This window comes from Bacteroides mediterraneensis, assembly GCF_025993685.1.
Lineage (GTDB): Bacteria > Bacteroidota > Bacteroidia > Bacteroidales > Bacteroidaceae > Phocaeicola > Phocaeicola mediterraneensis_A.
In genome coordinates, this window is sequence record NZ_DAJPEN010000001.1 from 940,542 (window position 1) to 962,665 (window position 22,124).

The 22,124-nt window shown below is 48.2% G+C and carries 20 protein-coding genes and 1 riboswitch; of the genes, 13 read left to right on the plus strand and 7 right to left on the minus strand.

Features of this window, described 5'->3' with window-relative positions; genetic code table 11:
• Positions 1 to 70: 70 nt before the first annotated feature.
• The 13 genes from lepA to OIM59_RS03765 all read left to right on the plus strand — a co-directional run bounded on the left by lepA (position 71) and on the right by OIM59_RS03765 (position 13,339).
• On the plus strand, positions 71 to 1,852 hold the full coding sequence (gene lepA, locus OIM59_RS03705; protein ID WP_148329532.1) for a translation elongation factor 4: 1,782 nt from the start codon (positions 71 to 73) through the stop codon (positions 1,850 to 1,852).
• A 291-nt stretch (positions 1,853 to 2,143) separates the two neighbouring features.
• Positions 2,144 to 2,743, plus strand: coding sequence for an RNA polymerase sigma factor (locus tag OIM59_RS03710; RefSeq protein WP_303895139.1), 600 nt, complete (start codon positions 2,144 to 2,146; stop codon positions 2,741 to 2,743).
• A 123-nt stretch (positions 2,744 to 2,866) separates the two neighbouring features.
• Positions 2,867 to 4,063: a threonine ammonia-lyase gene (gene ilvA, locus OIM59_RS03715; RefSeq protein WP_299167674.1), complete on the plus strand. Its 1,197-nt coding sequence runs from the start codon at positions 2,867 to 2,869 to the stop codon at positions 4,061 to 4,063.
• A 146-nt stretch (positions 4,064 to 4,209) separates the two neighbouring features.
• Entirely contained in the window at positions 4,210 to 4,635 is a 426-nt protein-coding gene (locus tag OIM59_RS03720) for a SoxR reducing system RseC family protein (protein WP_299167671.1), read from the plus strand.
• Positions 4,636 to 4,652: 17 nt separating this feature from the next.
• Complete coding sequence (locus tag OIM59_RS03725) at positions 4,653 to 5,618, plus strand: Fe-S cluster domain-containing protein (protein ID WP_299167669.1); 966 nt, start codon at positions 4,653 to 4,655, stop codon at positions 5,616 to 5,618.
• A 33-nt stretch (positions 5,619 to 5,651) separates the two neighbouring features.
• Entirely contained in the window at positions 5,652 to 6,989 is a 1,338-nt protein-coding gene (gene rsxC / locus OIM59_RS03730; RefSeq protein WP_299167665.1) for an electron transport complex subunit RsxC, read from the plus strand.
• Positions 6,990 to 7,001: 12 nt separating this feature from the next.
• Entirely contained in the window at positions 7,002 to 7,991 is a 990-nt protein-coding gene (locus OIM59_RS03735; protein ID WP_072542006.1) for an RnfABCDGE type electron transport complex subunit D, read from the plus strand.
• Positions 7,988 to 8,650: an RnfABCDGE type electron transport complex subunit G gene (locus tag OIM59_RS03740; protein ID WP_299167662.1), complete on the plus strand. Its 663-nt coding sequence runs from the start codon at positions 7,988 to 7,990 to the stop codon at positions 8,648 to 8,650. The genes OIM59_RS03735 and OIM59_RS03740 overlap by 4 nt, the downstream gene beginning before the upstream one ends.
• A gap of 11 nt (positions 8,651 to 8,661) precedes the next feature.
• Positions 8,662 to 9,246, plus strand: a complete 585-nt coding sequence (rsxE, locus tag OIM59_RS03745; RefSeq protein ID WP_072542008.1) for an electron transport complex subunit RsxE — start codon at positions 8,662 to 8,664, stop codon at positions 9,244 to 9,246.
• Positions 9,247 to 9,265: 19 nt separating this feature from the next.
• Positions 9,266 to 9,868 carry an electron transport complex subunit RsxA gene (rsxA, locus tag OIM59_RS03750; RefSeq protein WP_072542009.1) on the plus strand — a complete coding sequence of 201 codons (603 nt, stop codon included), beginning with the start codon at positions 9,266 to 9,268 and terminating at the stop codon, positions 9,866 to 9,868.
• 176 nt (positions 9,869 to 10,044) lie between these two features.
• Positions 10,045 to 11,079 carry a UDP-glucose 4-epimerase GalE gene (gene galE, locus OIM59_RS03755; RefSeq protein ID WP_299167657.1) on the plus strand — a complete coding sequence of 345 codons (1,035 nt, stop codon included), beginning with the start codon at positions 10,045 to 10,047 and terminating at the stop codon, positions 11,077 to 11,079.
• A 267-nt stretch (positions 11,080 to 11,346) separates the two neighbouring features.
• Positions 11,347 to 11,415: riboswitch (Fluoride riboswitch) on the plus strand.
• 114 nt (positions 11,416 to 11,529) lie between these two features.
• The gene (locus tag OIM59_RS03760) at positions 11,530 to 12,813 is read left to right on the plus strand and encodes a voltage-gated chloride channel family protein (protein ID WP_299172536.1); all 1,284 of its coding nucleotides are present in this window, start codon (positions 11,530 to 11,532) and stop codon (positions 12,811 to 12,813) included.
• 223 nt (positions 12,814 to 13,036) lie between these two features.
• A complete protein-coding gene (locus tag OIM59_RS03765; protein ID WP_022354393.1) occupies positions 13,037 to 13,339 on the plus strand; it encodes a GNAT family N-acetyltransferase in 303 nt (100 codons plus the stop codon).
• 24 nt (positions 13,340 to 13,363) lie between these two features.
• Here the strand turns inward: OIM59_RS03765 and OIM59_RS03770 are convergent, their stop codons facing one another.
• The 7 genes from OIM59_RS03770 to OIM59_RS03800 form a co-directional block, all read right to left on the minus strand.
• Positions 13,364 to 15,505, minus strand: a complete 2,142-nt coding sequence (locus OIM59_RS03770; RefSeq protein ID WP_303895154.1) for a sodium:proton antiporter — start codon at positions 15,503 to 15,505, stop codon at positions 13,364 to 13,366.
• Positions 15,506 to 15,588: 83 nt separating this feature from the next.
• Positions 15,589 to 16,740, minus strand: a complete 1,152-nt coding sequence (locus OIM59_RS03775; protein WP_303895157.1) for an AMP-binding protein — start codon at positions 16,738 to 16,740, stop codon at positions 15,589 to 15,591.
• A 1-nt stretch (position 16,741) separates the two neighbouring features.
• Positions 16,742 to 17,800, minus strand: coding sequence for an o-succinylbenzoate synthase (locus OIM59_RS03780; protein ID WP_303895160.1), 1,059 nt, complete (start codon positions 17,798 to 17,800; stop codon positions 16,742 to 16,744).
• 91 nt (positions 17,801 to 17,891) lie between these two features.
• On the minus strand, positions 17,892 to 18,716 hold the full coding sequence (menB, locus tag OIM59_RS03785) for a 1,4-dihydroxy-2-naphthoyl-CoA synthase (RefSeq protein WP_022354397.1): 825 nt from the start codon (positions 18,714 to 18,716) through the stop codon (positions 17,892 to 17,894).
• An 8-nt stretch (positions 18,717 to 18,724) separates the two neighbouring features.
• The gene (menD, locus tag OIM59_RS03790; RefSeq protein WP_299172548.1) at positions 18,725 to 20,386 is read right to left on the minus strand and encodes a 2-succinyl-5-enolpyruvyl-6-hydroxy-3-cyclohexene-1-carboxylic-acid synthase; all 1,662 of its coding nucleotides are present in this window, start codon (positions 20,384 to 20,386) and stop codon (positions 18,725 to 18,727) included.
• Positions 20,387 to 20,402: 16 nt separating this feature from the next.
• On the minus strand, positions 20,403 to 21,551 hold the full coding sequence (locus tag OIM59_RS03795) for an isochorismate synthase (RefSeq protein WP_299172551.1): 1,149 nt from the start codon (positions 21,549 to 21,551) through the stop codon (positions 20,403 to 20,405).
• Positions 21,548 to 21,961, minus strand: coding sequence for a PaaI family thioesterase (locus OIM59_RS03800; RefSeq protein ID WP_299172553.1), 414 nt, complete (start codon positions 21,959 to 21,961; stop codon positions 21,548 to 21,550). The genes OIM59_RS03795 and OIM59_RS03800 overlap by 4 nt, the downstream gene beginning before the upstream one ends.
• Between the last annotated feature and the right edge of the window lie 163 nt (positions 21,962 to 22,124).

Sequence of the window (22,124 nt, forward strand, 5' to 3'; positions counted from 1 at the left end):
CAAACATACACAAAAATCTCTTTTTTTGCCTATCTTTGCACAATAATTTTGATAAGTTGTAATATTATATATGAAGAATATCCGAAACTTTTGCATTATTGCACACATTGACCACGGGAAGTCTACTTTGGCCGACCGTTTGCTGGAATACACGCAGACCATCAAAATTACGGAAGGACAGATGTTGGATGACATGGATTTGGAGCGTGAACGTGGAATCACTATCAAGAGTCATGCCATTCAGATGGAGTATAATTATAAAGGTGAGAAATATATCCTGAACCTGATTGACACTCCGGGGCATGTGGACTTTTCATACGAGGTGTCTCGCTCCATTGCGGCATGTGAGGGTGCGTTGCTGGTAGTGGATGCTTCGCAGGGGGTACAGGCTCAGACCATCTCAAACCTTTATATGGCGTTGGAACATGATCTGGAAATTATTCCGGTGATGAACAAGTGTGACATGGCCAGTGCGATGCCGGAAGAAGTGGAGGATGAAATCATCGATTTGCTGGGCTGCAAGCGTGAAGAGATTATTCGTGCCTCTGGAAAAACCGGAATGGGTGTGGAAGAAATCTTACAGGCCGTGATAGAACGGATTCCGGCTCCTCAGGGAGATGAAAATGCCCCGTTGCAGGCATTGATTTTTGACTCTGTGTTCAATTCTTTCCGGGGAATTATAGCTTATTTTAAAGTGGAGAACGGAATTATCCGTACGGGTGATAAAGTGAAGTTCTTCAATACTGGGAAAGAATATGTGGCAGATGAAGTGGGAGTGTTGAAGATGGACATGGTACCGCGGAAAGAACTCCGTACAGGTGATGTAGGTTATATCATTTCGGGTATCAAGACTTCAAGAGAAGTGAAGGTGGGCGATACCATTACGCATATTGACCGTCCGTGTGACAAGGCAATTGACGGATTTGAGGAAGTGAAGCCGATGGTGTTTGCCGGGGTTTATCCGATAGAAGCGGAAGATTATGAAAACTTGCGCGCTTCTTTGGAGAAGCTTCAGCTGAACGATGCGTCTCTGACCTTTCAGCCTGAATCTTCTTTGGCACTGGGATTTGGTTTCCGGTGCGGTTTCTTAGGGCTTCTCCACATGGAAATCGTACAGGAGCGTCTGGACCGTGAGTTTGATATGAATGTCATTACTACGGTGCCGAACGTTTCTTATATGGTATATGATAAGCAGGGAGGGGTGCAGGAAGTGCATAATCCGGGTGGTATGCCCGATCCGACCTTAATTGATCACATTGAAGAACCTTATATTGATGCTTCCATCATTACAGCAACCGACTATATCGGTCCGATTATGACGCTTTGCTTGGGTAAGCGGGGTGAACTGGTGAAGCAGGACTATATTTCCGGAAATCGTGTGGAACTGCATTACAAGATGCCTTTGGGAGAAATCGTAATTGATTTCTATGACAAACTGAAGAGTATTTCCAAGGGATATGCTTCGTTCGACTACCATCAGTCGGGCTTCCGTCCTTCCAAACTTGTGAAGTTGGATATCTTGTTGAATGGAGAGTCGGTGGATGCATTGTCTACCTTGACTCATTTTGACAATGCTTACGATTTGGGACGGCGGATGTGTGAAAAACTGAAGGAGCTGATTCCTCGTCAACAGTTTGAAATTGCTATCCAGGCGGCTATTGGGGCCAAGATTATTGCGCGTGAAACCATCAAGGCAGTACGAAAGGATGTGACGGCCAAATGTTATGGAGGTGACGTGAGCCGTAAACGTAAGCTGTTGGAAAAGCAAAAAAGAGGAAAAAAACGAATGAAGCAAATTGGTACAGTGGAAGTGCCTCAGAAAGCATTTCTGGCAGTGTTGAAGCTGGATTAAGTATTAATTTGCGATATGGAAGCATCAAAAAGGCAGAATCTTGCCTTTTTGATGCTTCTTTTTTTATCCATTCAGCAAAAAAAATATGAAATTATTTGCCTGATTTGTTGTATTTACAAATATAAATGCTTAGTTTTGTTAGTGAAATAAGAGGTTTTAGAATGATTGACGATAGGTACCTTTTTAAAATTGTTGTTAAATCTATTATTAAAAAACACGAGTATTAACCATCTTGCTTTTTTTATTCAAATGAATGTAATATAAAAACAGTGAGATATAAAAATTAAAGAGATGGGGCAGTATAATCATTTAAGTTGTCCTGTATTGGACTCTGATCGTTCTGAACTGAATGAAGAAGAAAAAAAAGAACTTTTTCAGAAATGCATATTGATGGTGGATGTGTATGTCAAGTCGCATATTCATAATTTGGATGACGCGCATAATTTGCGTCAGGAGATATTATTGAAAGCACTTGAAGCTTTTGATAAATCTTATCATGAAAGAGGGCGTTTTAGAGCATGGGTATTGACCATTGCCATGAATATGGTACGTGATTATTATCGCAAGAAGCAGAGAGAACCTCGGATTATTTTTATGGGCAATGGCTTTTCGAATTTTGTGTATAAATATAAAAGTCGACCTTTGATTGTTTCTTTTATGTATAATCATGCTTGTGAAGTATTAACAGAAGCAATCATGGAACTCTCCTCAACGGAGCGTAAATTGATTGATTATGTCTTCTTTCATAAATTGGGCTACCGGCGCGCAAGTGAAGAGTTGCATATCAGTAAGTCTGCCTGTTTTAAACGAAGTAGAAGTATTTTGTTAAAGCTTCGATTCAGATTGGGAGAAAAAGGTATCGATCAACAGTCCTTGAATGATAATTTGTAAAAAAAAAGCATCCGGATGGGATTTCCTATCTGGATGCTTTTTTTTTGTGTTTGTCGGATTTATTCTTTTAAAGTTGAATGTTTTTTGTACATTTGCACGCGAAAATAATAAAAGAATATCTTTATGTTAACATTGGATTGTATTTATCGGGCTTCATTTGCCTTGAAAAATGTAATACGAAGAACTGATTTGATTTATGCTCCTCAGATAAATCCTGAAAGTCAGATTTATTTGAAACCGGAGAATCTGCAATATACCGGTTCCTTTAAATTGCGGGGGGCATGTTATAAAATATCCCGGCTGACAGATGAGGAAAAGGCGAAAGGTGTGATTGCCTGTTCTGCGGGAAATCATGCGCAGGGAGTGGCATTGGGAGCTACCAAACATGGAATCAAGTCGTTGATTTGTCTGCCGGAAGGTGCTCCTATCTCGAAAGTAGAAGCTACTAAGCGTTACGGTGCCGAGGTCTGCCTGGTGCCAGGGGTATATGATGATGCGTATAAAAAAGCTTTGGAACTGAAGGAGGAAAAGGGATACACATTCATTCATCCTTTTGATGATGAATATGTCATTGCCGGGCAAGGAACCATTGGCTTGGAATTGCTGAATCAGCTTCCGGATGTAGATGTCGTTATCGTGCCCGTAGGAGGTGGCGGATTGATATCAGGTGTGGCTTATGCCTTAAAGTCGCTGAATCCTAATGTAAAGGTGTATGGCGTGCAGGCTCAGGGAGCTCCCAGCATGTTGCGCTCCATAGAGCATGCCAAGCGGGAGTGTCTTGCGTCGGTGGCTACAGTGGCCGACGGAATTGCAGTGAAGGAGCCGGGGGAACATACTTTTGAGTTGTGCAGCAAGTATGTGGATGGAATTGTGACGGTGACGGAAGATGAAATTTGTGCGGCTATTCTGGCATTGATGGAACAGCAGAAATTGATTGCGGAAGGAGCGGGTGCTGTTTCTGTAGCGGCGGCTATGTTCAATAAGGTACCGGTGGCAGGCAAGAAAACCATTTGTGTGGTTTCAGGTGGCAATATTGATGTGACTATTTTGAGTCGTGTGATTGGTCGTGGATTGGATATGTCCGGACGCTCCTATACGGTGACACTCGATTTGCATGACAGGCCGGGAGAACTGATGGGAGTAGCTGCTATAATCGCCCGCTTGGGTGGAAACATTATTTCTGTTTTGCATGAACGAAACAACAATAACAGTAATGTGACAGCCTGTTTCCTGCGGCTGGTCATGGAAACACGTAATGCGGAGCATATTGCGCAGATTCGGAATGCGCTGCTGCAAGCCGGCTATTCTATTGTAGACTGACGGGAAATGAAGAGGGGCAGCTATTTGGGGTACAAGGCTGTCCCTGTAAATTTACTTTTTTTAAACAGATTTTCTCCGTTAGCGTTACCAACAAAACAATATTTATCGTACATTTGCCACACATTTGTAATGTATGGTTTGCAAAAATGACTAATACAATAAAACATCTAGGTATTGTGGAAAGCATCAATGGTTCTTACCTGAAAGTAAGGATTGTACAGACTTCTGCCTGCTCTTCATGCAGCATAAATGGGCATTGCAGTGCGGCTGAGTCTAAAGAAAAACTGATAGATGTATACAATAAGGAAGGGCTTGACTGCCAAATTGGAAGTCAGGTCATGATAAGCGGAGCGGCATCTTTGGGTATGAAAGCGGTCATGTGGGCTTTCGTTTTTCCCTTTGCGGTGTTGCTCGTTTCGCTTTTTGTCTCCATGTGGATTACGGGAGGAGATGAGGCGGTTTCTTCGCTTATTGCTTTATGTATGCTTATACCTTATTATCTGATACTTTTCGTTTGCCGGGAAAAATTCAGACGTACTTTTGTATTTGTTTTGGAATCAATTAATAATTAATAAACTAACTTTATATTATGAGTTTAATTTTGGTTGCAGTGATTTCACTGGGTGCCATAGGCTTGATTTCAGCTGTTATCTTGTACGTGGCTTCCAAGAAATTTGCTGTGTATGAAGATCCGCGGATTGGACAGGTTGCCCAAGTGCTTCCTCAGGCCAATTGCGGTGGATGTGGCTTTCCGGGATGCTCCGGTTTTGCTGCAGCTTGTGTGAAGGCTGGTTCTCTGGAAGGAAAAATGTGTCCGGTGGGCGGTCAGCCTACGATGGAGAAAGTGGCAAGCATCTTGGGACTGGAGGCGGTTGCTTCCGAACCGAAGGTGGCGGTAGTGAGATGTAACGGGACTTGCGCCAATCGTCCGAAACTGACTCAGTACGACGGCGTGCGTTCGTGTGTGGTAGCCAATTCCACTTTTGGAGGTGAAACAGGATGTACGTTCGGATGTCTGGGATGCGGAGATTGTGTGTCAGCTTGCCAGTTTGATGCCATTCACATGAATCCGGAGACGGGACTTCCGGAAGTGGACGAGTCCAAATGTACAGCATGTGGGGCTTGCAGCAAAGCTTGTCCGCGTAACATCATTGAGATTCGTCCGAAAGGAAAGAACAACCGGAGAGTTTACGTACAGTGTGTCAATAAAGACAAAGGAGCTGTAGCACGTAAAGCTTGTGCGGCTGCCTGCATTGGTTGTGGCAAGTGTGTAAAGGTGTGTCCGTTTGAAGCCATTACTTTGGAAAATAACCTGGCCTATATTGATCCGGCAAAATGTAAATCTTGCCGCAAGTGTGAAATGGAATGTCCGCAGCATGCGATTATTGCTGTAAATTTCCCTCCTCGCAAACCGAAGGCTGAGGCTCCGGCCACAGAAAAGCCGGCCACAGAAAAGCCCGCAGCTAATCCTGCCAAGCCAGAAGCTGTAAAGAAGGAAACTGTAAGTCCGACAGTCACTCCGGCTGACGAAGCTCCGAAAAACACCGAAGCTTAATCTTATAATTGTATAATACTAAATAACATAACAGTGAAGACGTTTAGAATTGGTGGAGTTCATCCAGCAGAAAATAAATTGTCAGCCGGGAAAGCCATAGAGACGCTTGCACTTCCTAAGCAAGCCGTATTCCCGTTGTCTCAGCATATTGGTGCGCCCGCCACTGCCATCGTGAAAAAAGGCGATGTAGTGAAAGTCGGAACCAAGATTGCCGAAGCGGGTGGCTTTGTATCGGCTGCTATCTTCTCTTCCGTTTCCGGTAAGGTGAATAAGATAGACAGTGTGATTGATGCAAGTGGTTATCGTAAACCTGCCATATTTATCGATGTGGAAGGTGATGAGTGGGAAGAATCGATTGACCGCAGTACGGAGTTGGTAAAGGAATGTAACCTGACTCCCGAAGAAATTGTGGCTAAAATTAAGAATGCCGGTGTCGTGGGAATGGGTGGTGCCTGCTTTCCTACCCATGTGAAACTGACTCCTCCTCCCGGATGCAAGGCCGAATGTGTAATCATCAATGCCGTAGAGTGTGAACCTTATCTGACGGCCGACCATCGCCTGATGTTGGAGAAAGCCGACGAGATTCTGGTGGGTGTGCAAATTCTGATGAAGGCAGCCAAAGTGAACAAGGCTTATATCGGTATTGAGAACAACAAACCGGATGCCATTCAGCTGATGACTCAGAAAGCAGCAGCTTATCCGGGTATCGAAGTCGTACCTTTGAAAGTGAAATATCCGCAGGGAGGTGAAAAACAGCTGATTGATGCCATTATCGGTCGTCAGGTACCGGCTCCTCCTGCCATCCCTATCAACGTGGGGGCTGTAGTGCAGAACGTAGGTACGGCGTATGCGGTATATGAAGCTGTTCAGAAGAACAAACCTTTGTTTGAACGTGTGGTGACCGTTACGGGTAAGTCATTGAAGAACCCGTCTAATTTCCTGACCCGTATGGGAACTCCGATGAGCCAGTTGATAGACGCAGCCGGTGGACTGCCGGAAGATACCGGAAAAGTAATCGGTGGTGGTCCGATGATGGGTAAGGCGTTGGTGAATACTGAGGTGCCTATCTGTAAGGGTAGTTCAGGTGTGCTGATTATGAACGACAAGGAAGCACGCCGTGCAGAACCGCAGCCGTGTATCCGTTGTGCAAAATGTGTGAATGCCTGTCCGATGGGCTTGGAACCCTTCCTGCTGGCCACTTGCTCGGCTCACGGCGACTGGGAACGAGTGGAACACGAAATGATTATGTCGTGCATCGAATGCGGCTCATGTCAGTTTACATGTCCTTCTCATCGTCCGATGTTGGATTACATCCGTTTAGGTAAAGGTAAGGTGGGCGGTATCATCCGTGCACGTAATGCAAAAAAATAATTGGAGAATCTTATGGCAAACAAATTAATAGTATCCTTATCGCCGCATGTACATAGTGGCGACAGTGTACAGAAAAACATGTATGGCGTGCTGATTGCGCTGATACCGGCCTTGCTCGTATCTTTCTACATGTTCGGCTTGGGAGCAGTGGTGGTGACACTGACTTCTGTCATAGCCTGCTTGTTCTTTGAATGGGCTATCACCAAATATATCTTGAAGCGTGAACGTACCACGATTACCGATGGTTCGGCCGCGTTGACCGGAGTGTTACTGGCGTTCAACCTGCCTTCCAACCTGCCGTTGTGGATTATCATCATCGGTGCGCTGGTAGCGATCGGTGTGGGAAAAATGACATTTGGTGGTTTGGGATGCAATCCGTTCAACCCCGCTTTGGTGGGACGTATTTTCCTGTTGATTTCTTTCCCGGTACAGATGACTTCCTGGCCGGTAGTAGGACAGCTCACCAGCTATACGGATGCGGAAACGGCAGCCACTCCGCTGGCTTTGATGAAGATGGCCGTACATGGCGATGCCAATGCCTTGAGCCAGCTTCCTGATACGATGTCTTTGTTCCTGGGTAACAATCCGGGATGTATCGGTGAGGTGAGTGCGTTGGCCTTGTTGCTGGGACTTATCTATATGTTGTGGAAAAAGATTATTTCCTGGCACATTCCGGTTTCCATTCTGGTCACTGTATTTGTATTCTCAGGCTTGATGCATTTGGCAAATCCTACGGTGTATGCTTCTCCGTTTGCTCATCTGTTTACCGGAGGTCTGATGCTGGGAGCTATTTTCATGGCAACCGACTATGTCACTTCGCCGATGACCCACAAGGGCATGCTGATTTATGGCGTGGCCATCGGTTTCCTGACCGTAGTAATCCGTACTTTCGGTGCTTATCCGGAAGGTATGTCGTTCGCCATTTTCATCATGAACGCATTTACTCCGTTGATTAATACCTATTGTAAACCAAAACGCTTCGGGGAGGTAGTGAAGAAATGAAAAAACTAGAATCATCTTTAAAGAATATGGCTCTGGCACTGACCGGATTTTCCGTAGTGGCCGGAGGTTTGCTGGGTTGGGTGAACGATGTGACCGCAGAACCGATTGCACAGGCTAACGCCAAGACATTGAGCGATGCTATTGCAGTGGTGGTTCCTGGTTTTGATAATAATCCGGCTGAAGCTCCTGAAACGGTGGAAGTCAATGGAGCAACGTATAAAATCTATAAAGCTACAAAGGGCGGAAAACCTATCGGGGCCGCAGTAGAATCGGCTTCCAATGGATTTGGCGGTACATTGACCGTATTGGTCGGATTCGATAATGAAGGAAACATCATTGATTATTCTCTTTTGAGTCATTCTGAAACGCCAGGACTGGGTTCAAAGGCTGCCGATTGGTTTAAGAAGGGTGCCAAAGGCGATATCACGGGGAAGAACCCGGGCAAGGCACCTTTGACCGTCAGCAAAGACGGTGGAGATGTGGATGCCATTACGGCTTCTACCATTACCTCGCGTGCCTTCCTGCTGGCTGTGAACAATGCGTATGCAGCTTATATGAACCAGCATGTGGATGGAGCCAGTGGAGCTTCTCAGCAGAAAAAGGGTGCCGGGGAATATGAAAAAGCAGATACGACGAATGTAGAACCCGTTAAAGAATAGGAGGACAGGCTATGAATAATTTTAAAGTGTTAATGAATGGGATTGTAAAAGAGAATCCTACGTTTGTACTCCTGCTGGGTATGTGTCCGACTTTGGGTACAACTTCTTCTGCCATCAACGGTATGGGTATGGGATTGGCCACGATGTTCGTATTGATTTGTTCCAACGTGGTGATTTCTCTGATTAAGAACTTGGTACCGGATATGGTACGCATTCCTATTTTCGTGGTAGTCATTGCGTCGTTTGTAACCTTGTTGCAGATGGTGATGCAGGCATACGTGCCGGCACTGTATGCTACCTTGGGATTGTTTATCCCGTTGATTGTGGTAAACTGTATCTTGCTGGGACGTGCGGAAGCTTTCGCGGCCAAAAACAATCCGGTTTCTTCCTTCTTTGATGGATTGGGTATGGGACTTGGATTTACCATTGCCTTGACCTTGCTGGGTGGAGTGCGTGAATTCTTAGGTACAGGTAAGCTGTTTAATATCGCAATTATGCCGGAAGATTACGGAATGCTGATATTCGTACTGGCCCCCGGTGCGTTCATTGTATTGGGATATCTTATTGCGATTGTAAACCGCTTGAAAAAAGCATAACCCTTAAAAATAGAAAGATATGGAATATATATTGATATTTATTACCGCAATCTTTGTGAACAACATCGTGTTGTCACAATTCTTGGGTATCTGTCCGTTTCTGGGAGTCTCCAAGAAAGTTGAAACCGCTATGGGTATGGGAGCAGCGGTAGCTTTCGTGCTGACGCTGGCCACTATCGTGACATACGTCATTCAGAAGTTTGTGCTGGATGCATTCGGACTGGGATATTTGCAGACCATTGCTTTTATCCTTGTCATCGCAGCTTTGGTGCAGATGGTGGAAATTATCCTGAAAAAAGTTTCACCTTCTTTGTATCAGGCACTGGGTGTGTTTCTTCCGTTGATTACCACCAACTGCTGCATTCTGGGTGTGACCATTCTGGTGATTCAGAAGAACTATGACTTGCTGACAGGTGTGGTTTATGCTTTCTCTACCGCATTGGGCTTTGCCTTGGCATTGATTGTATTTGCTGGTATCCGGGAACAGCTGAGTCTGGTCAACATCCCGAAAGGCATGCGCGGCATGTCTATTGCTTTGGTGACAGCTGGTTTGCTGGCCATGGCCTTTATGGGATTCTCTGGAGTAGATAAAGGACTGGCTGTGCTGTTTGGCTTGAACTGATTTTATCATTTTAATAGAATAACCTCTTAAAAAGTGTTATCCGAAAAGCTTTTGGGTAACACTTTTTTAATTTTTTAATGACGGGTTGGTGTACATTTCAATCTTTTTTCCTACTTTTGTAGACATATAGTAAATGACTTTAATAAAGGAGTTAAATATAAGAAAACCTTAGTGTTATGAAAAAAAGAATTCTCGTGACAGGTGGAACCGGATACATAGGTTCTCATACTGTGGTTGAATTGCAGAATAGCGGCTACGACGTAGTAATTGTGGACAATCTTTCTAATTCACGTGCTGATGTAGTGGATAGTATTGAACAAATCACTGGAGTACGTCCTGCTTTTGAAAAAGTGGATTGTTTGGATCAGGCAGGTCTGGATGCGGTGTTTACGAAATATCCTGGAATCCAGGGAATTATTCATTTTGCAGCTAGCAAAGCTGTAGGTGAGTCTGTACAGAAACCGTTGCTGTATTATCGTAACAACTTGGTTTCATTGATTAATCTGCTGGAACTGATGCCGAAACATGGAGTAAAAGGAATCATCTTCTCTTCATCTTGTACGGTATACGGTCAGCCGGATAAATTGCCTGTAACAGAAGAGGCTCCTATCAAGAAGGCAGAATCTCCATACGGCAATACGAAGCAGATTAACGAAGAAATCATCCGTGATACTGTAGCCTCCGGTTCTCCGATTCATGCCATCATGTTGCGTTACTTCAACCCGATTGGCGCACATCCTACAGCTTTGATTGGTGAACTTCCGAACGGTGTACCGCAGAACCTGATTCCATATTTGACACAGACTGCCATGGGAATCCGTGAGAAGCTGAGTGTGTTCGGTGACGACTATGACACACCGGACGGTTCTTGTATCCGTGACTATATTTACGTGGTAGATTTGGCTAAAGCACACGTAATTGCGATGGACCGTATTTTGAATGACAAACAGAAAGACAAAGTGGAGGTATTTAATATCGGTACCGGACGCGGTCTTTCCGTATTGGAACTGATTCACAAGTTTGAAGAAGCTACAGGCGTGAAACTGAACTACCAGATTGCTCCGCGCCGTGCGGGTGATATCGTGAAGGTATGGGCTGATCCTGCTTATGCAAATGCAGAACTGGGCTGGAAAGCTGAAACTTCTATTGAAGATACCTTGCGTTCGGCCTGGAAATGGCAGGTTCATTTGCGTGAAAAAGGAATCATGTAAAGAATTGAAAGTATTAATAAATTAAAAAATACTGAACTAAATACGTTTTACAACGTTATATGTGATGTACAGCTCTTGTGATGGTTGTCTATGTGAATAGCTAATCGTGACAGCTGACTTCCATTTGGAACAGGCAGGGAGTTGTATTTTTGCATAGTAGTTTTGTCGTGTTTTATTTTGTGTTTGTGTTGTGGCTGTTCTCCGACGAGAGTCGGGGAACAGTTTTTTTTGTAGTTAGGGATTTTATTATACCTTTGCAACCGATTTTCGAATCAAGGGAATGGAACTTCCCTGTGATAAACCGCTAATGAAGTAGCTGATAGTTCCTGCCGAGGCGGGCCTTTTTCGAATGGCCGGCAGGAAGCATTGTATTTGCATCCGGGCCTATGCAGTGGCTGCCTTGGTTTTTGCGAAGACCAGAATGTAGGATGTAAGAAAATAACAGACAGTATGAAGACTTTGAAGAATCAGAATTATTGGTGGAAATTTGAGCAATTTCCTTTATTTCTTTATTTGTTTAAATGGCTTTTTCTTTCCGTTTTGTCCGGTGCGTGCATTGGCTCGGCTTCTGCCCTGTTGCTAGTGTCGCTGGAATGGGCCACGCAGTATCGTGAACACCACCTTTGGATTATTGCCTTGTTGCCATTGGCAGGATTGATTATTGGATTGATGTATCATTATCTTGCCGGATCTGCTTCCAGGGGAAACAATTACCTGATAGAGGAAATCCGCTCTCCTCACGACATCATTCCCTTTCGGATGGCTCCATTGGTATATGTCGGTACCGTACTGACGCACTTGTTTGGTGGTTCTGCCGGTAGGGAAGGCACTGGTGTGCAGATGGGAGGGGCGATAGCCGACCAGTTTTCTCGTTTATTCCGCATGCGGCGCAGAGACCACCGGTTGATGGTAGCCATCGGTATCAGTGCAGGTTTTGCTTCCGTGTTTGGTACGCCGTTGGCTGGAGCCGTTTTCGGTCTGGAGGTTATTGTAGTAGGCCGTATGCGTTACGAGGCCATCTTGCCCAGTTTCCTTTCGGCTGCGGTAGCCAGTATGGTGTGTCATGCTTGGGGAGTGGAGCATACCCATTATGTGATGCCGGAGGTTCCTGCGCTTGACGGAAGCAATCTGCTGTGGACTGTGGCAGTGGGTATCCTTTTCGGACTGGCGGCCATGCTGTTCTCGCGTTCCATCGGTTTCTGGTCGGGAGTGGCCAAGCGTATCAGTTACCCGCCATTGCGTCCGCTGGCAGGAGGTGTGGTGATAGCTGTTGCTGTCTGGCTGATGGGAACCACGAAATACATCGGCTTGGGTGTTCCCACCATTGTGGCTTCTTTCTCCGAACAGCAGATGTGGTATGATTTCCTGTTGAAAACGTTGTTTACCACCTTTACCATCGGAGTTGGTTTCAAGGGAGGAGAAGTGACTCCTTTGTTTTTTGTGGGAGCTACGTTGGGAAGTGCCTTGTCGGCTATCGTGCCTCTGCCCATGGGATTGCTGGCCGGAATCGGTTTTGTGGCCGTATTTGCCGGGGCAACCAATACGCCGATAGCCTGTACGCTGATGGGAATTGAATTGTTCGGGGCTGGTCCGGGCATTTATTTAGGAATTGCCTGTGTAGTAGCTTATCTGTTTTCCGGTCATACGGGTATCTATACGGCCCAGTTGATTGGAAGTCCCAAACACTTGGTTTACCTTCGGGAAAAGGGAAAAACTTTGGCTGAAAGAAGCTGATTGACGAGAATTTGAAATCAGACTGTAAAGATAAATTATCCTCGACTCGTTCGTGCGAAGACCTTGTCACGTTCGTGCGGAGACCTTGACACGTTCGTGATGAGACCTTGACACGAACGTGACGAGGTGTATGAATCAAGGCGCTTGATAAAATTTGCAGAGATTGTTTGGTCATAAACTTGAAAAATTCTATCTTGTATCGAGAATAAAAAAACAGACAGCTATGGAAATCAAGCATGATGAATCCCGGCAGGAGTTTTATGTGGAACTGGAAGGGCACCGGGCCCATGTGGCGTATCAGATTCACGATGAAGGATTGGACATACGGCATACCATTGTGCCGGAAGCTATTGGAGGAAGAGGCATTGCCTCAGCTTTGGTAAAGGCTGCCTACGATTATGCCCGTTGTAAAGGATTGAAGGCGGTGGCCACTTGCTCGTATGCTGTCATTTGGTTGCAACGGCATCCGGAGTATCAGGGAGAAGTGGGCGAGGATTATGCCGGACAAGGAACCTGTGCCCTATAAGGAAAGGGCACAGGCAGGCTGTTTTCAGACGCGGTAGATTTTCTTTTTCTTGATGAAGAACAGCCACCGCAGGAAAGATGCGGTGAAGGTATGGCTGAAGGAGTTGATTCCGTCCGTGCGGTCGTCAATGTCGTTCAGCAGTCTTTCTGCGTCTTTTTCGGCCAACATACCGCTGTTGACCATCTGCCGCACGGTGCGGCGTTCGTTGCTCAGCAGCATACGGATAGATTTGACGGTCAGTGCGTGCCCGTATGCTTTCGGGAAATTCTTCGCCAGATTGCCGATAAAGGTTCCCATACGGGTGATGTTGTCGTTTATCTCTGCGCGTAAGACTTCCAGTACGGGTTGCTGTTCACTGGTAATCCATTCGGACGACGTCAGGTCGTTCAGCAATTTCAGGCTTTCTTTCTGCAAGATGATGAATCCCCGACCCAGGTCGTAGACCACCGTGATGCGTTCACGGAAATAGAAGGTCATCCAGTTCTGGAGGTAAGGAAGTCCCCGCAGACTGTTCAGCACATCGGTCCGTTGGCAGAACTTGAAGATGGAGTGCCGCATGTTCAGCGGATACTTCCCGTCGTGGTCATACAGTTCGTCCAATGAGTTCATGAGTCGCAGAAAGACTACTTTCGAAATAACCCCTTCTTCATAAATCTGGCGGCAGACTGCCTTCTCTTTATCCAGCACGCGCAGACGGATTTCCGGAAGCATGGCCTGGTTCTGCGGATTCTTGGCCGGTTCCTGCGGGCGGCTGGTCATGTAGCTTTCCACCTTGTTCCAGTTAGCCCCCTCCAGGGCTTCTCTCTTCTTCAGGCTTTCCAAGTACTTTTCTGAATTTTCGCGAACCGATTTTTCAATGCGGTATTCCAGCATGGTACGAGCCGAAGGAATGTGTGTCAGTCCCAGTCGGTTCAGCAGTCCTCGCATGGTCGTGGCGTTGATGCACAAGGTCAGGGTCACAATGCCGGCTGTGAAGAACAGTACCTGACTTCGGATATCCTCGGGAATGGCCGGGGTATAGGAGACCATCAGGGCCAGCGTCATGGCCAGTGCCCCGCGAAGTCCGCCCCAGGTGAGGATGACCGATTCCCGTTTGGTCAGTCCGTATCCCAGCCGTTTCATCACCGGATAGAGCATCATAATCATGGCAAAGCGAATCAGGTTGAGGGCGACATAAAGGAGTAGGAGTATGCCGAGCGCACTCCAGGAGAAGTCCACTTTTTCCGCGATGACGATACCCACTAGAATGAAAATCAGCGTATTGGCGATGTAGGTCAGCAGCTCCCAGAAATGTTCCATGAAGGTGTTCACCTGAGGCTTCAGCCGTGGTTTCCCTACGTAGGTTACGGTCAGCCCGAAGGCTACGAGGGCAATAACGCCTGACACACCGAGATAGTATTGCGAGAGGATGAACGTGAGATAAGCTGCCAGGATGATGACACTGTTCTGCACCATTTCTTCCGAATTGATGCGGGTGATGAACCAGATGACGATGCGTGCCAGAAAGAATCCCAGCAGGGTACTGATGCCCACTTCCTGAATGAATGTGACGAGAGGAGAGGTGTGGCTGGCTTCGCCCGATACGTAGGCCCCGAAGAAGAGCATGAAGCACACGATGCCTGTTCCATCGTTCAGCAGGGATTCCGCATCCACGAGGGTGGAGAAGCGTTTGCTGGTTTTCAGCTCGTGCAACAGGGCCACGACGGCTACCGGGTCGGTGGCACTGATTAAGGCACCGAACATGAGGGCAAATGCCCAGGTCCATGATTCGAGTCCGGGAACAAACGTGGCGATGCCCATAAGGAAGGCGCCTGTCAGCAGCATGCAGATGACGAGTCCAGGAGCAGCCAGCAGGGTGGCATTAGCCAGGGTCTTCTTGAAGATATGCAGGTTGAGTTCGTAGGCCGCATCAAAAATCAGGATGGGCAGGAACAGGTAGAGAATCAGGTCGGGATTGATGTTGGCTACAGAGTTGACGGCACTGTGCAGTTCCGGCATCGACTGGAACACTCCGGTGCGGTTCAGTACGCCGACAAGGATTCCGATGGCAAACAGTCCGACGGTGTAGGGAAGTCGGCTGTGCTTGAGCAAGGATTTCAGGATAGCTCCGATAATGAGCCCTCCGATGGTCAGCAGCAGAGGGGCAAGAAAGGTGTATTCTTCCATAGTTTGTTGTCCAATAAAAAATGAGCATTTGAATATTTAACAAAGTTAAAAAATCAAATGCTCATAAACAAGTGGTTTGCTTCTTATTTCTCCTTTTGTCTCGCGATTTCTTCGGCTATCCTGCGTGCAGTGGCCCGGTCGGGCTTGCCGGTTCCGGTCTGTGGCAACTGCCGGATGTGGAAGATTTGCTTGGGTCGCCAATAGGGAGGAAGGGAATCGAATGCCTTTCTCAAGGCCGTTTCCGGGCAGGTGCCGTCCTCGTCTTCCAGCAGCAGTACGATGCGCTCCCCAAATTTAGGGTCGGTGACGGCAGTTATTTGGAAAGGAGTTGCTAAAAAGGATTTCAGCGCATTTTCCACCTCTTCAATCTGTACCTTGACGCCTCCCGTGTTGAGTGTGTTGTCTTTCCGTCCCAGAATGCGGAACTGTCCTTGTGCATTGAACTCACAGATGTCGTTGGTGGCCAGGATGTCCGGGCAGACAGCCGGGGCCTGAATGGTCAGGGTATTTTCCGCTGAAAGAGACAGTCTGACGTGTGGGAAAGGCGTGTACCAGTCGGAGGCCTCCGGACCGTTGAGGCGTCGCAAGGCAATGTGCGACAGGGTTTCCGTCATACCATACGTACTCCATACGGCGTGTGGAAATGACAGTAGTTGCTTTCCCAAAGACGCATCGATGGCTCCTCCGCCGATGATGAGGTGGCGGATTTGCCGAAGGCATTCTTTTTCTTCGGCCACTTGCAAAGTGTTGAATACCTGCATGGGAATCATGGCAGCGAAAACGGGAGCAGTGCTTGTTTGTGCCAGCGGATGTCCGCTGGGAGTGACTGGCAGCAGGTTCAATCCGGCCACCAGCGCACGGACTACAACCATCTTTCCGGCGATGTATTTCAGTGGCATGCAGAGTAGGGCCGTATCGCCGGGAGTCAATCCTAGAAAACTGACTGTCAGCATGGCGCTTTGCATCATGCGTTGTTTTTCTACCCGCAGCGGTTTGGGCGTTCCCGTCGAACCGGAAGTGTGTACCAGTACGGTGTTGTGGTCGTCAAACCATTCACTCAGGAAATCGGCCAAAGAGGCTTGGAAACTCTCCGCTCCGTATCGGGCATAGAAGGTTTCCTGCAGGACACTGGGTTGTCCTTCCTGTCGGGCACGGGCCTCTGTGGCCGAATAGTCCACTCCTTCTATCCGGATGTGCTGACGGGCAATGTCGGTGATAAAGGTAGGATGGCTCATGTCAGGGACGATTCAGGAAAGTTAGAAAATCAGAGGCCTTTTCTTCGGGATGGAACCACAGGCAGTCGCCTTCAATGTGCAGCGGATAGTCGAGGTTGTCGGTAAAGAGCTGGCCGGTACCGAGTCCCTGTGGCATGGTCGGGTGAAGCGTGGCACACCATTGGGTGATGGCGTTCAGGCCGATGTTCGATTCCAGCGCTGAAGTCACCCAGTAGCCGATACCCCTTTCCTGGGCCAGTGAAATCCATTCTTCTGCCCCTCGGATGCCTCCGTGGAGCGACGGTTTCAGGATGATGTATTGCGGACGGATGGTATCCAGCAATTCTTTTTTCCGGCAGGTTTCGTTCACGCCAATCAGTTCTTCGTCCAGTGCGATGGGGAAGGGAGAGTCAGCGCACAGAGCCTTCATCGCTTCCCATTGTCCGGCCCGTATGGGCTGTTCGATGGAATGAAGCTGGAATTCGTTCAGTTGTGTCAGTTTCCTCAGGGCATCTTCCGGTCGGAAGGCTCCGTTGGCATCCACACGGAGTTCGATGTCGGAAGCGGAAAAATGACGGCGGATGTGGGCCAGCAGTTCCAGTTCCCGTTCGAATTCGATAGCCCCGATTTTTACCTTGATGCACCGGAATCCGGCTTTCATCTTTTCTTCGATGCGGCGGTACATCTCGTCAAAATTGCCCATCCAGATGAGTCCGTTGATGGGAATACCTTGTGTGCCCCGGCTGAAGGGAGTATCCCAAAATCTCAGGCTATGGGCCTGCAGGTGGGCAAAGGCCGTTTCCAGTCCGAAAAGGATGGACGGATAGGGGCGGAGTGCTTCGTAGTCGATGTGTCCGTCGGCTGCAGTCTTTTCACAGATTTCAGCCAGCAGCCGAGGGTAGTCGGGCAGGTCGTCACAGCTCAGGGCAGGCAGGGGGGCACATTCACCTACGCCATACTGTCCGGTTTCCGTGTCGGTGAGCAGCAGATACCAGACTTGCCGGATGTGGTACACTCCGCGGGATGTGCCGGCAGGTTGTTTGAAATGGAGGGTACGCGGAAATATTTTCAGTGAATACATGATACATTCTGTGAGGGATGAAACAATAAGCGGACAGAAAGCAAAAGCAAGTTTCGCTTTCTGTCCGGTAGAAATTTGTGGGATGAATCAATCAGGGGAATTTAGGATACTTGCTCCAGTCGGGTTTCCGTTTTTCAAGGAATGCTTTTCCGCCTTCCTGTGCTTCGTCGGTCATGTAATAGAGCATGGTGGCATCTCCGGCAAGTTCCTGGATACCGGCCTGTCCGTCCAGTTCCGCATTGAGTCCGGCCTTGATCATACGCAGGGCCAGCGGACTGTGTTGCATCATGGTTTCGGCCCATTCCACTACTTCATCTTCCAGCTGGTCGAAAGGCACCACCTTGTTCACCAGTCCCATTTCCAGTGCTTCCTGGGCAGAATACTGGCGGCAGAGGAACCAGATTTCGCGGGCCTTTTTCTGGCCTACAATCCGGGCCAGGTAAGAAGAGCCGAATCCGGCATCGAAGCTGCCCACACGAGGCCCTGTCTGTCCGAAGATGGCATTTTCGGAAGCGATGGTCAGGTCACAGACCACGTGGAGTACGTGTCCGCCTCCGATGGCATATCCGTTGACCATGGCAATGACCGGTTTCGGGATGGAGCGGATTTGTTTCTGTACGTCGAGCACGTTCAGGCGGGGTACGCCGTCGGTGCCTACATAACCTCCGTGTCCTTTCACGTGCATGTCGCCGCCGGAGCAGAAGGCTTTGTCGCCGGCGCCTGTCAGTACCACCACGTTGATGTCCTGACACTCACGGCAGATGAGCAGGGCATCGCTGATTTCGGAAGTAGTGGTCGGGGTGAATGCGTTTCTGTATCGCGGACGGTTGATGGTAATTTTGGCAATACCATGATAGAAATCAAACAGAATATCTTGGTATTCTTTGATGGTTTTCCATTCTCTGGGTTGTGACATAATGCTTGTTATTTTAAGTTGTGATAATATGTTTTCAGGTGTTCAATGTCCTTGTCTTTTTCTGTAAACACTTCCAGCAATATCGGTCGTGAAGTGATGGAAGGCTGGGTGAATGCTTCGACAGTCTGGTCCAGTTCCTCGTCGTTATGGGCGGAGAGGTAGTGGAAGCCACGGTCTTCGGCCCATGCTTTGGCCGAGGTGCGGTGCGTGGCCGTGATGAAACGTCGGCTGCTGTCCTGCATCTCCAGTCCCGGAAGGGCATGGAAGATTTCGCCTCCTTCGTTGTTGAGCAGGAGGATGCGTACGTTGCTTCCGTAGTTGGTGTTCCAGAGGGCATTCATGTCATAGAAGAAACTCAGGTCGCCGATAAAGATGAAATTGAGCTTGTCGGAGGCCGTAGCGTAACCGAGGGCCGTGGACAAGGAGCCTTCGATGCCGTTGGTTCCCCGGTTTGACAAAACTTCCACTTCCTGAGGGAGCGGGAACAGTTGGGCATAGCGTACCGTCGAGCTGTTGGCCAGGTGGAGCGAGCAAGGTGTCGGCAGGTGCCCGATGACTTTTCCGATGGCACTCATCTCGGAGTAGGGAAATTCGGCCTGCGGAATCTGCTTGGACAGGGCTTCCCAGGCGCGCGGGTATTCTGGAGTTCGGCTGTCCATCATCGGTGCAATCTTTTCCAAAAACTCAAACGGGTCCATTTCGATGACGGTGGTCAGAGAACCGAAAAGGTCGGCTACCTGCCCGTCGGGAGTTACGTGCCAGTGTTCTACCGGTGGATGGCGGCGAAGGAATTTCTTGAGTCGTTTGGAGATGATATGTCCTCCGTATGTGATGAGCAGTTCCGGACGCATCTTCTGCTGCGCTTCAAAATCCATAGAGCAGAGCAGCGGCTCGATGTTGCGGATGGGCTGTCCCGGAATGGTCTGGTTGCTGATGTTTTCGGTGAACCAGGCAAAATGCTTGTAGAGCATCTTGGTAGATTTCTTGTCGAACAGGTAAATCAGGTTCATCTGTCCCACCACCACCATGCGTCGCTGGTAACGGTTCAGCCGTTCGATGAGCGGCTGGTAGTCCTTGTCGTACACGTTCAGTCCCTGGTAACGGGTAATGACCCGTGCTTCGGGAAGTTCCGTTACCGGGAGTTTAAAGAAGGGCTCACTGATGGGAACGTTGATATGTACAGGTCCTTTCCCATGGTGGTCAAGTTCCATGAGAGCCTCGTTGATAAGTCGGTTGCAGTACCATTCGTCTTCTTCCGTCTGTACTTCGGGCAAGTCGACCGATTTTTTGACCAGGCTGCCAAACACCCCTGGCTGCGGAAGCGTTTGTCCGTCCATCTGGCCAATCCATGCCGCAGGGCGGTCGGCCGAAATCACTACAAGAGGGACTTGCTGGTAGAAGGCTTCGGCCACGGCCGGGTGAATATTCAGTAGGGCCGTACCCGATGTGCAGCAGATTGCCGCCGGTTGGCCTCCGTTCAGGGCCAGTCCCAAGGCAAAAAAACCGGCACTACGTTCATCGGTCATCGGATAGCAGGTAAACTCCGGAATGTTGACCAAGGTTTGTACGATAGGAATGTTCCGGCTTCCGGGGCATAACACAATCTTCTGTATGCGGTGAGCTTTCAGCAGGGCTACGAGCTGCAAGATATTTTTTTTGTCAGTATACATGATTCTTTTATATGTTTTAGATTGAGAGGATATTTCGCATGGTATTCATTTTCTGCTGCGTTTCTTCCCATTCCGAATCGGCCGTGGAGTCGGGCAGGATACCTCCTCCCGCATAAAGGGTGGCTGTATTTCCTTCCACGTGCATGCAGCGCAGGTTGACATATAGGGTGGTGTCGCCTTGCGGGTCCATCCATCCGATGATGCCGGAATAGAAAAGGCGGTCGTGCGGTTCCGTTTGCAGAATAAACCGGTAGGCTTCTTCTTTCGGCAGTCCGCAGACGGCAGGGGTGGGGTGCAGTTCTTGCAGCACATTGCCCAAGTGGTTTGTATCCTTCAGGCAAAAATGAAAGTCCGTTTTCAAATGTACCAGTTGACCGGCACGGGCCGTATAAGGTCCCTTTTCGGTCAGTTTGCTGCCGAATCTCTTGACGGTTTTACGGATGTATTCTCCCACGAAAGCCTGTTCTTCCTTGTTCTTTTTGCTCCAATCCGTAGGCATGACTTCTCCCTGCATGGGCATGGTGCCTGCCAGGGCTACGGTATGCCATTCCTCCTCGTGCCCGCTGAGGATGATTTCGGGCGTGCTGCCTATCCATGTGCCGGTAGAAGGGGTGTGGCACAAGGAAATCATCATGCGCGGGTAATTGTTGCAGGCCTGGATGAATGTGGTCAGTGGAGAAAATGCTTCGTGCAGTGGCTGGACGCTACTTCTTGAAAGCACCAGCTTACGGAACAGCTTTTCTTTCAGTGGCAGGATAAAGCGGCTGAATGTTTCGGTGTATTGCTCCTTTTCCTCTTTTTCAGAGGGTTGGAGTGTCGTATCCACCTCTTCTTTTTCTTTGGGGAAGGATTGAATCGGGTTCATGGACGCTGGATGGCGAGTCGTCCATTCCTGCAAGGCCTGTTTGATTTCTTCCCAGTCGTGTGCTACGATGTCTGGACGGATTAATATTGCAGGGCGTGTATGGGTCAGCTGGAACGGGGATAAAAGAAATCCTTTTCGCTGATTCAGTTCTTCCAGACTGTTTAGAAGGATGGGACTCCCTTCTTCTTGCATGACCAGGATTGGCTCGTCTGTCCATGGAAGCCGGTATAGCGCAAAGCATACTTCTTGCCGCGTAAATGAATCGATGAGGTGGTGATAGATAGTTTCCGGAGTTTTCATGAACGTTTCTTGACTATTTGGTTGACGATGCGTGCAGTGGAAATCAAATTTCCCGTGGAGTTGGTGATATCTACATTCCACAAGTGAGAGGTGCGGCCACGGTGAATCAGTCGTCCTGTGGCAATTACATATTCTCCTTTGGGGACCATGCGGAGGTGGTTGGCACTGACCTGAATGCCGCAGGGCATTTCTCCAGGGCTGCACAATGGAATGGAACCGTGCCCGGCTACGATTTCTGCGAGGGCCAGTGAGGCTCCGCCATTGAGTATGCCAAATGGCTGGCAAGTCTTTTCGTCGACTGGCATTTGGGCTTTGACATATCCCTCTTCCATTTCGAGAAACTGAATGCCTAGATGAGCTCCCATGGAGTGGCTCAAATCAGGCAGTTCATAAGAGGATTTATCATTCATGGATGTGTTCAGTTTGTGGTTATAATTGCAAATGTACACATTTCCCTGCAAAACACGGGAATTCATGAAATAATTAAACATCTTATGGATGAGTTGGCCGAAATAGGGAATAATAAATTTTGTGTATTTGACGATTTGCTTTGTCTATCCATCAAACAGACTT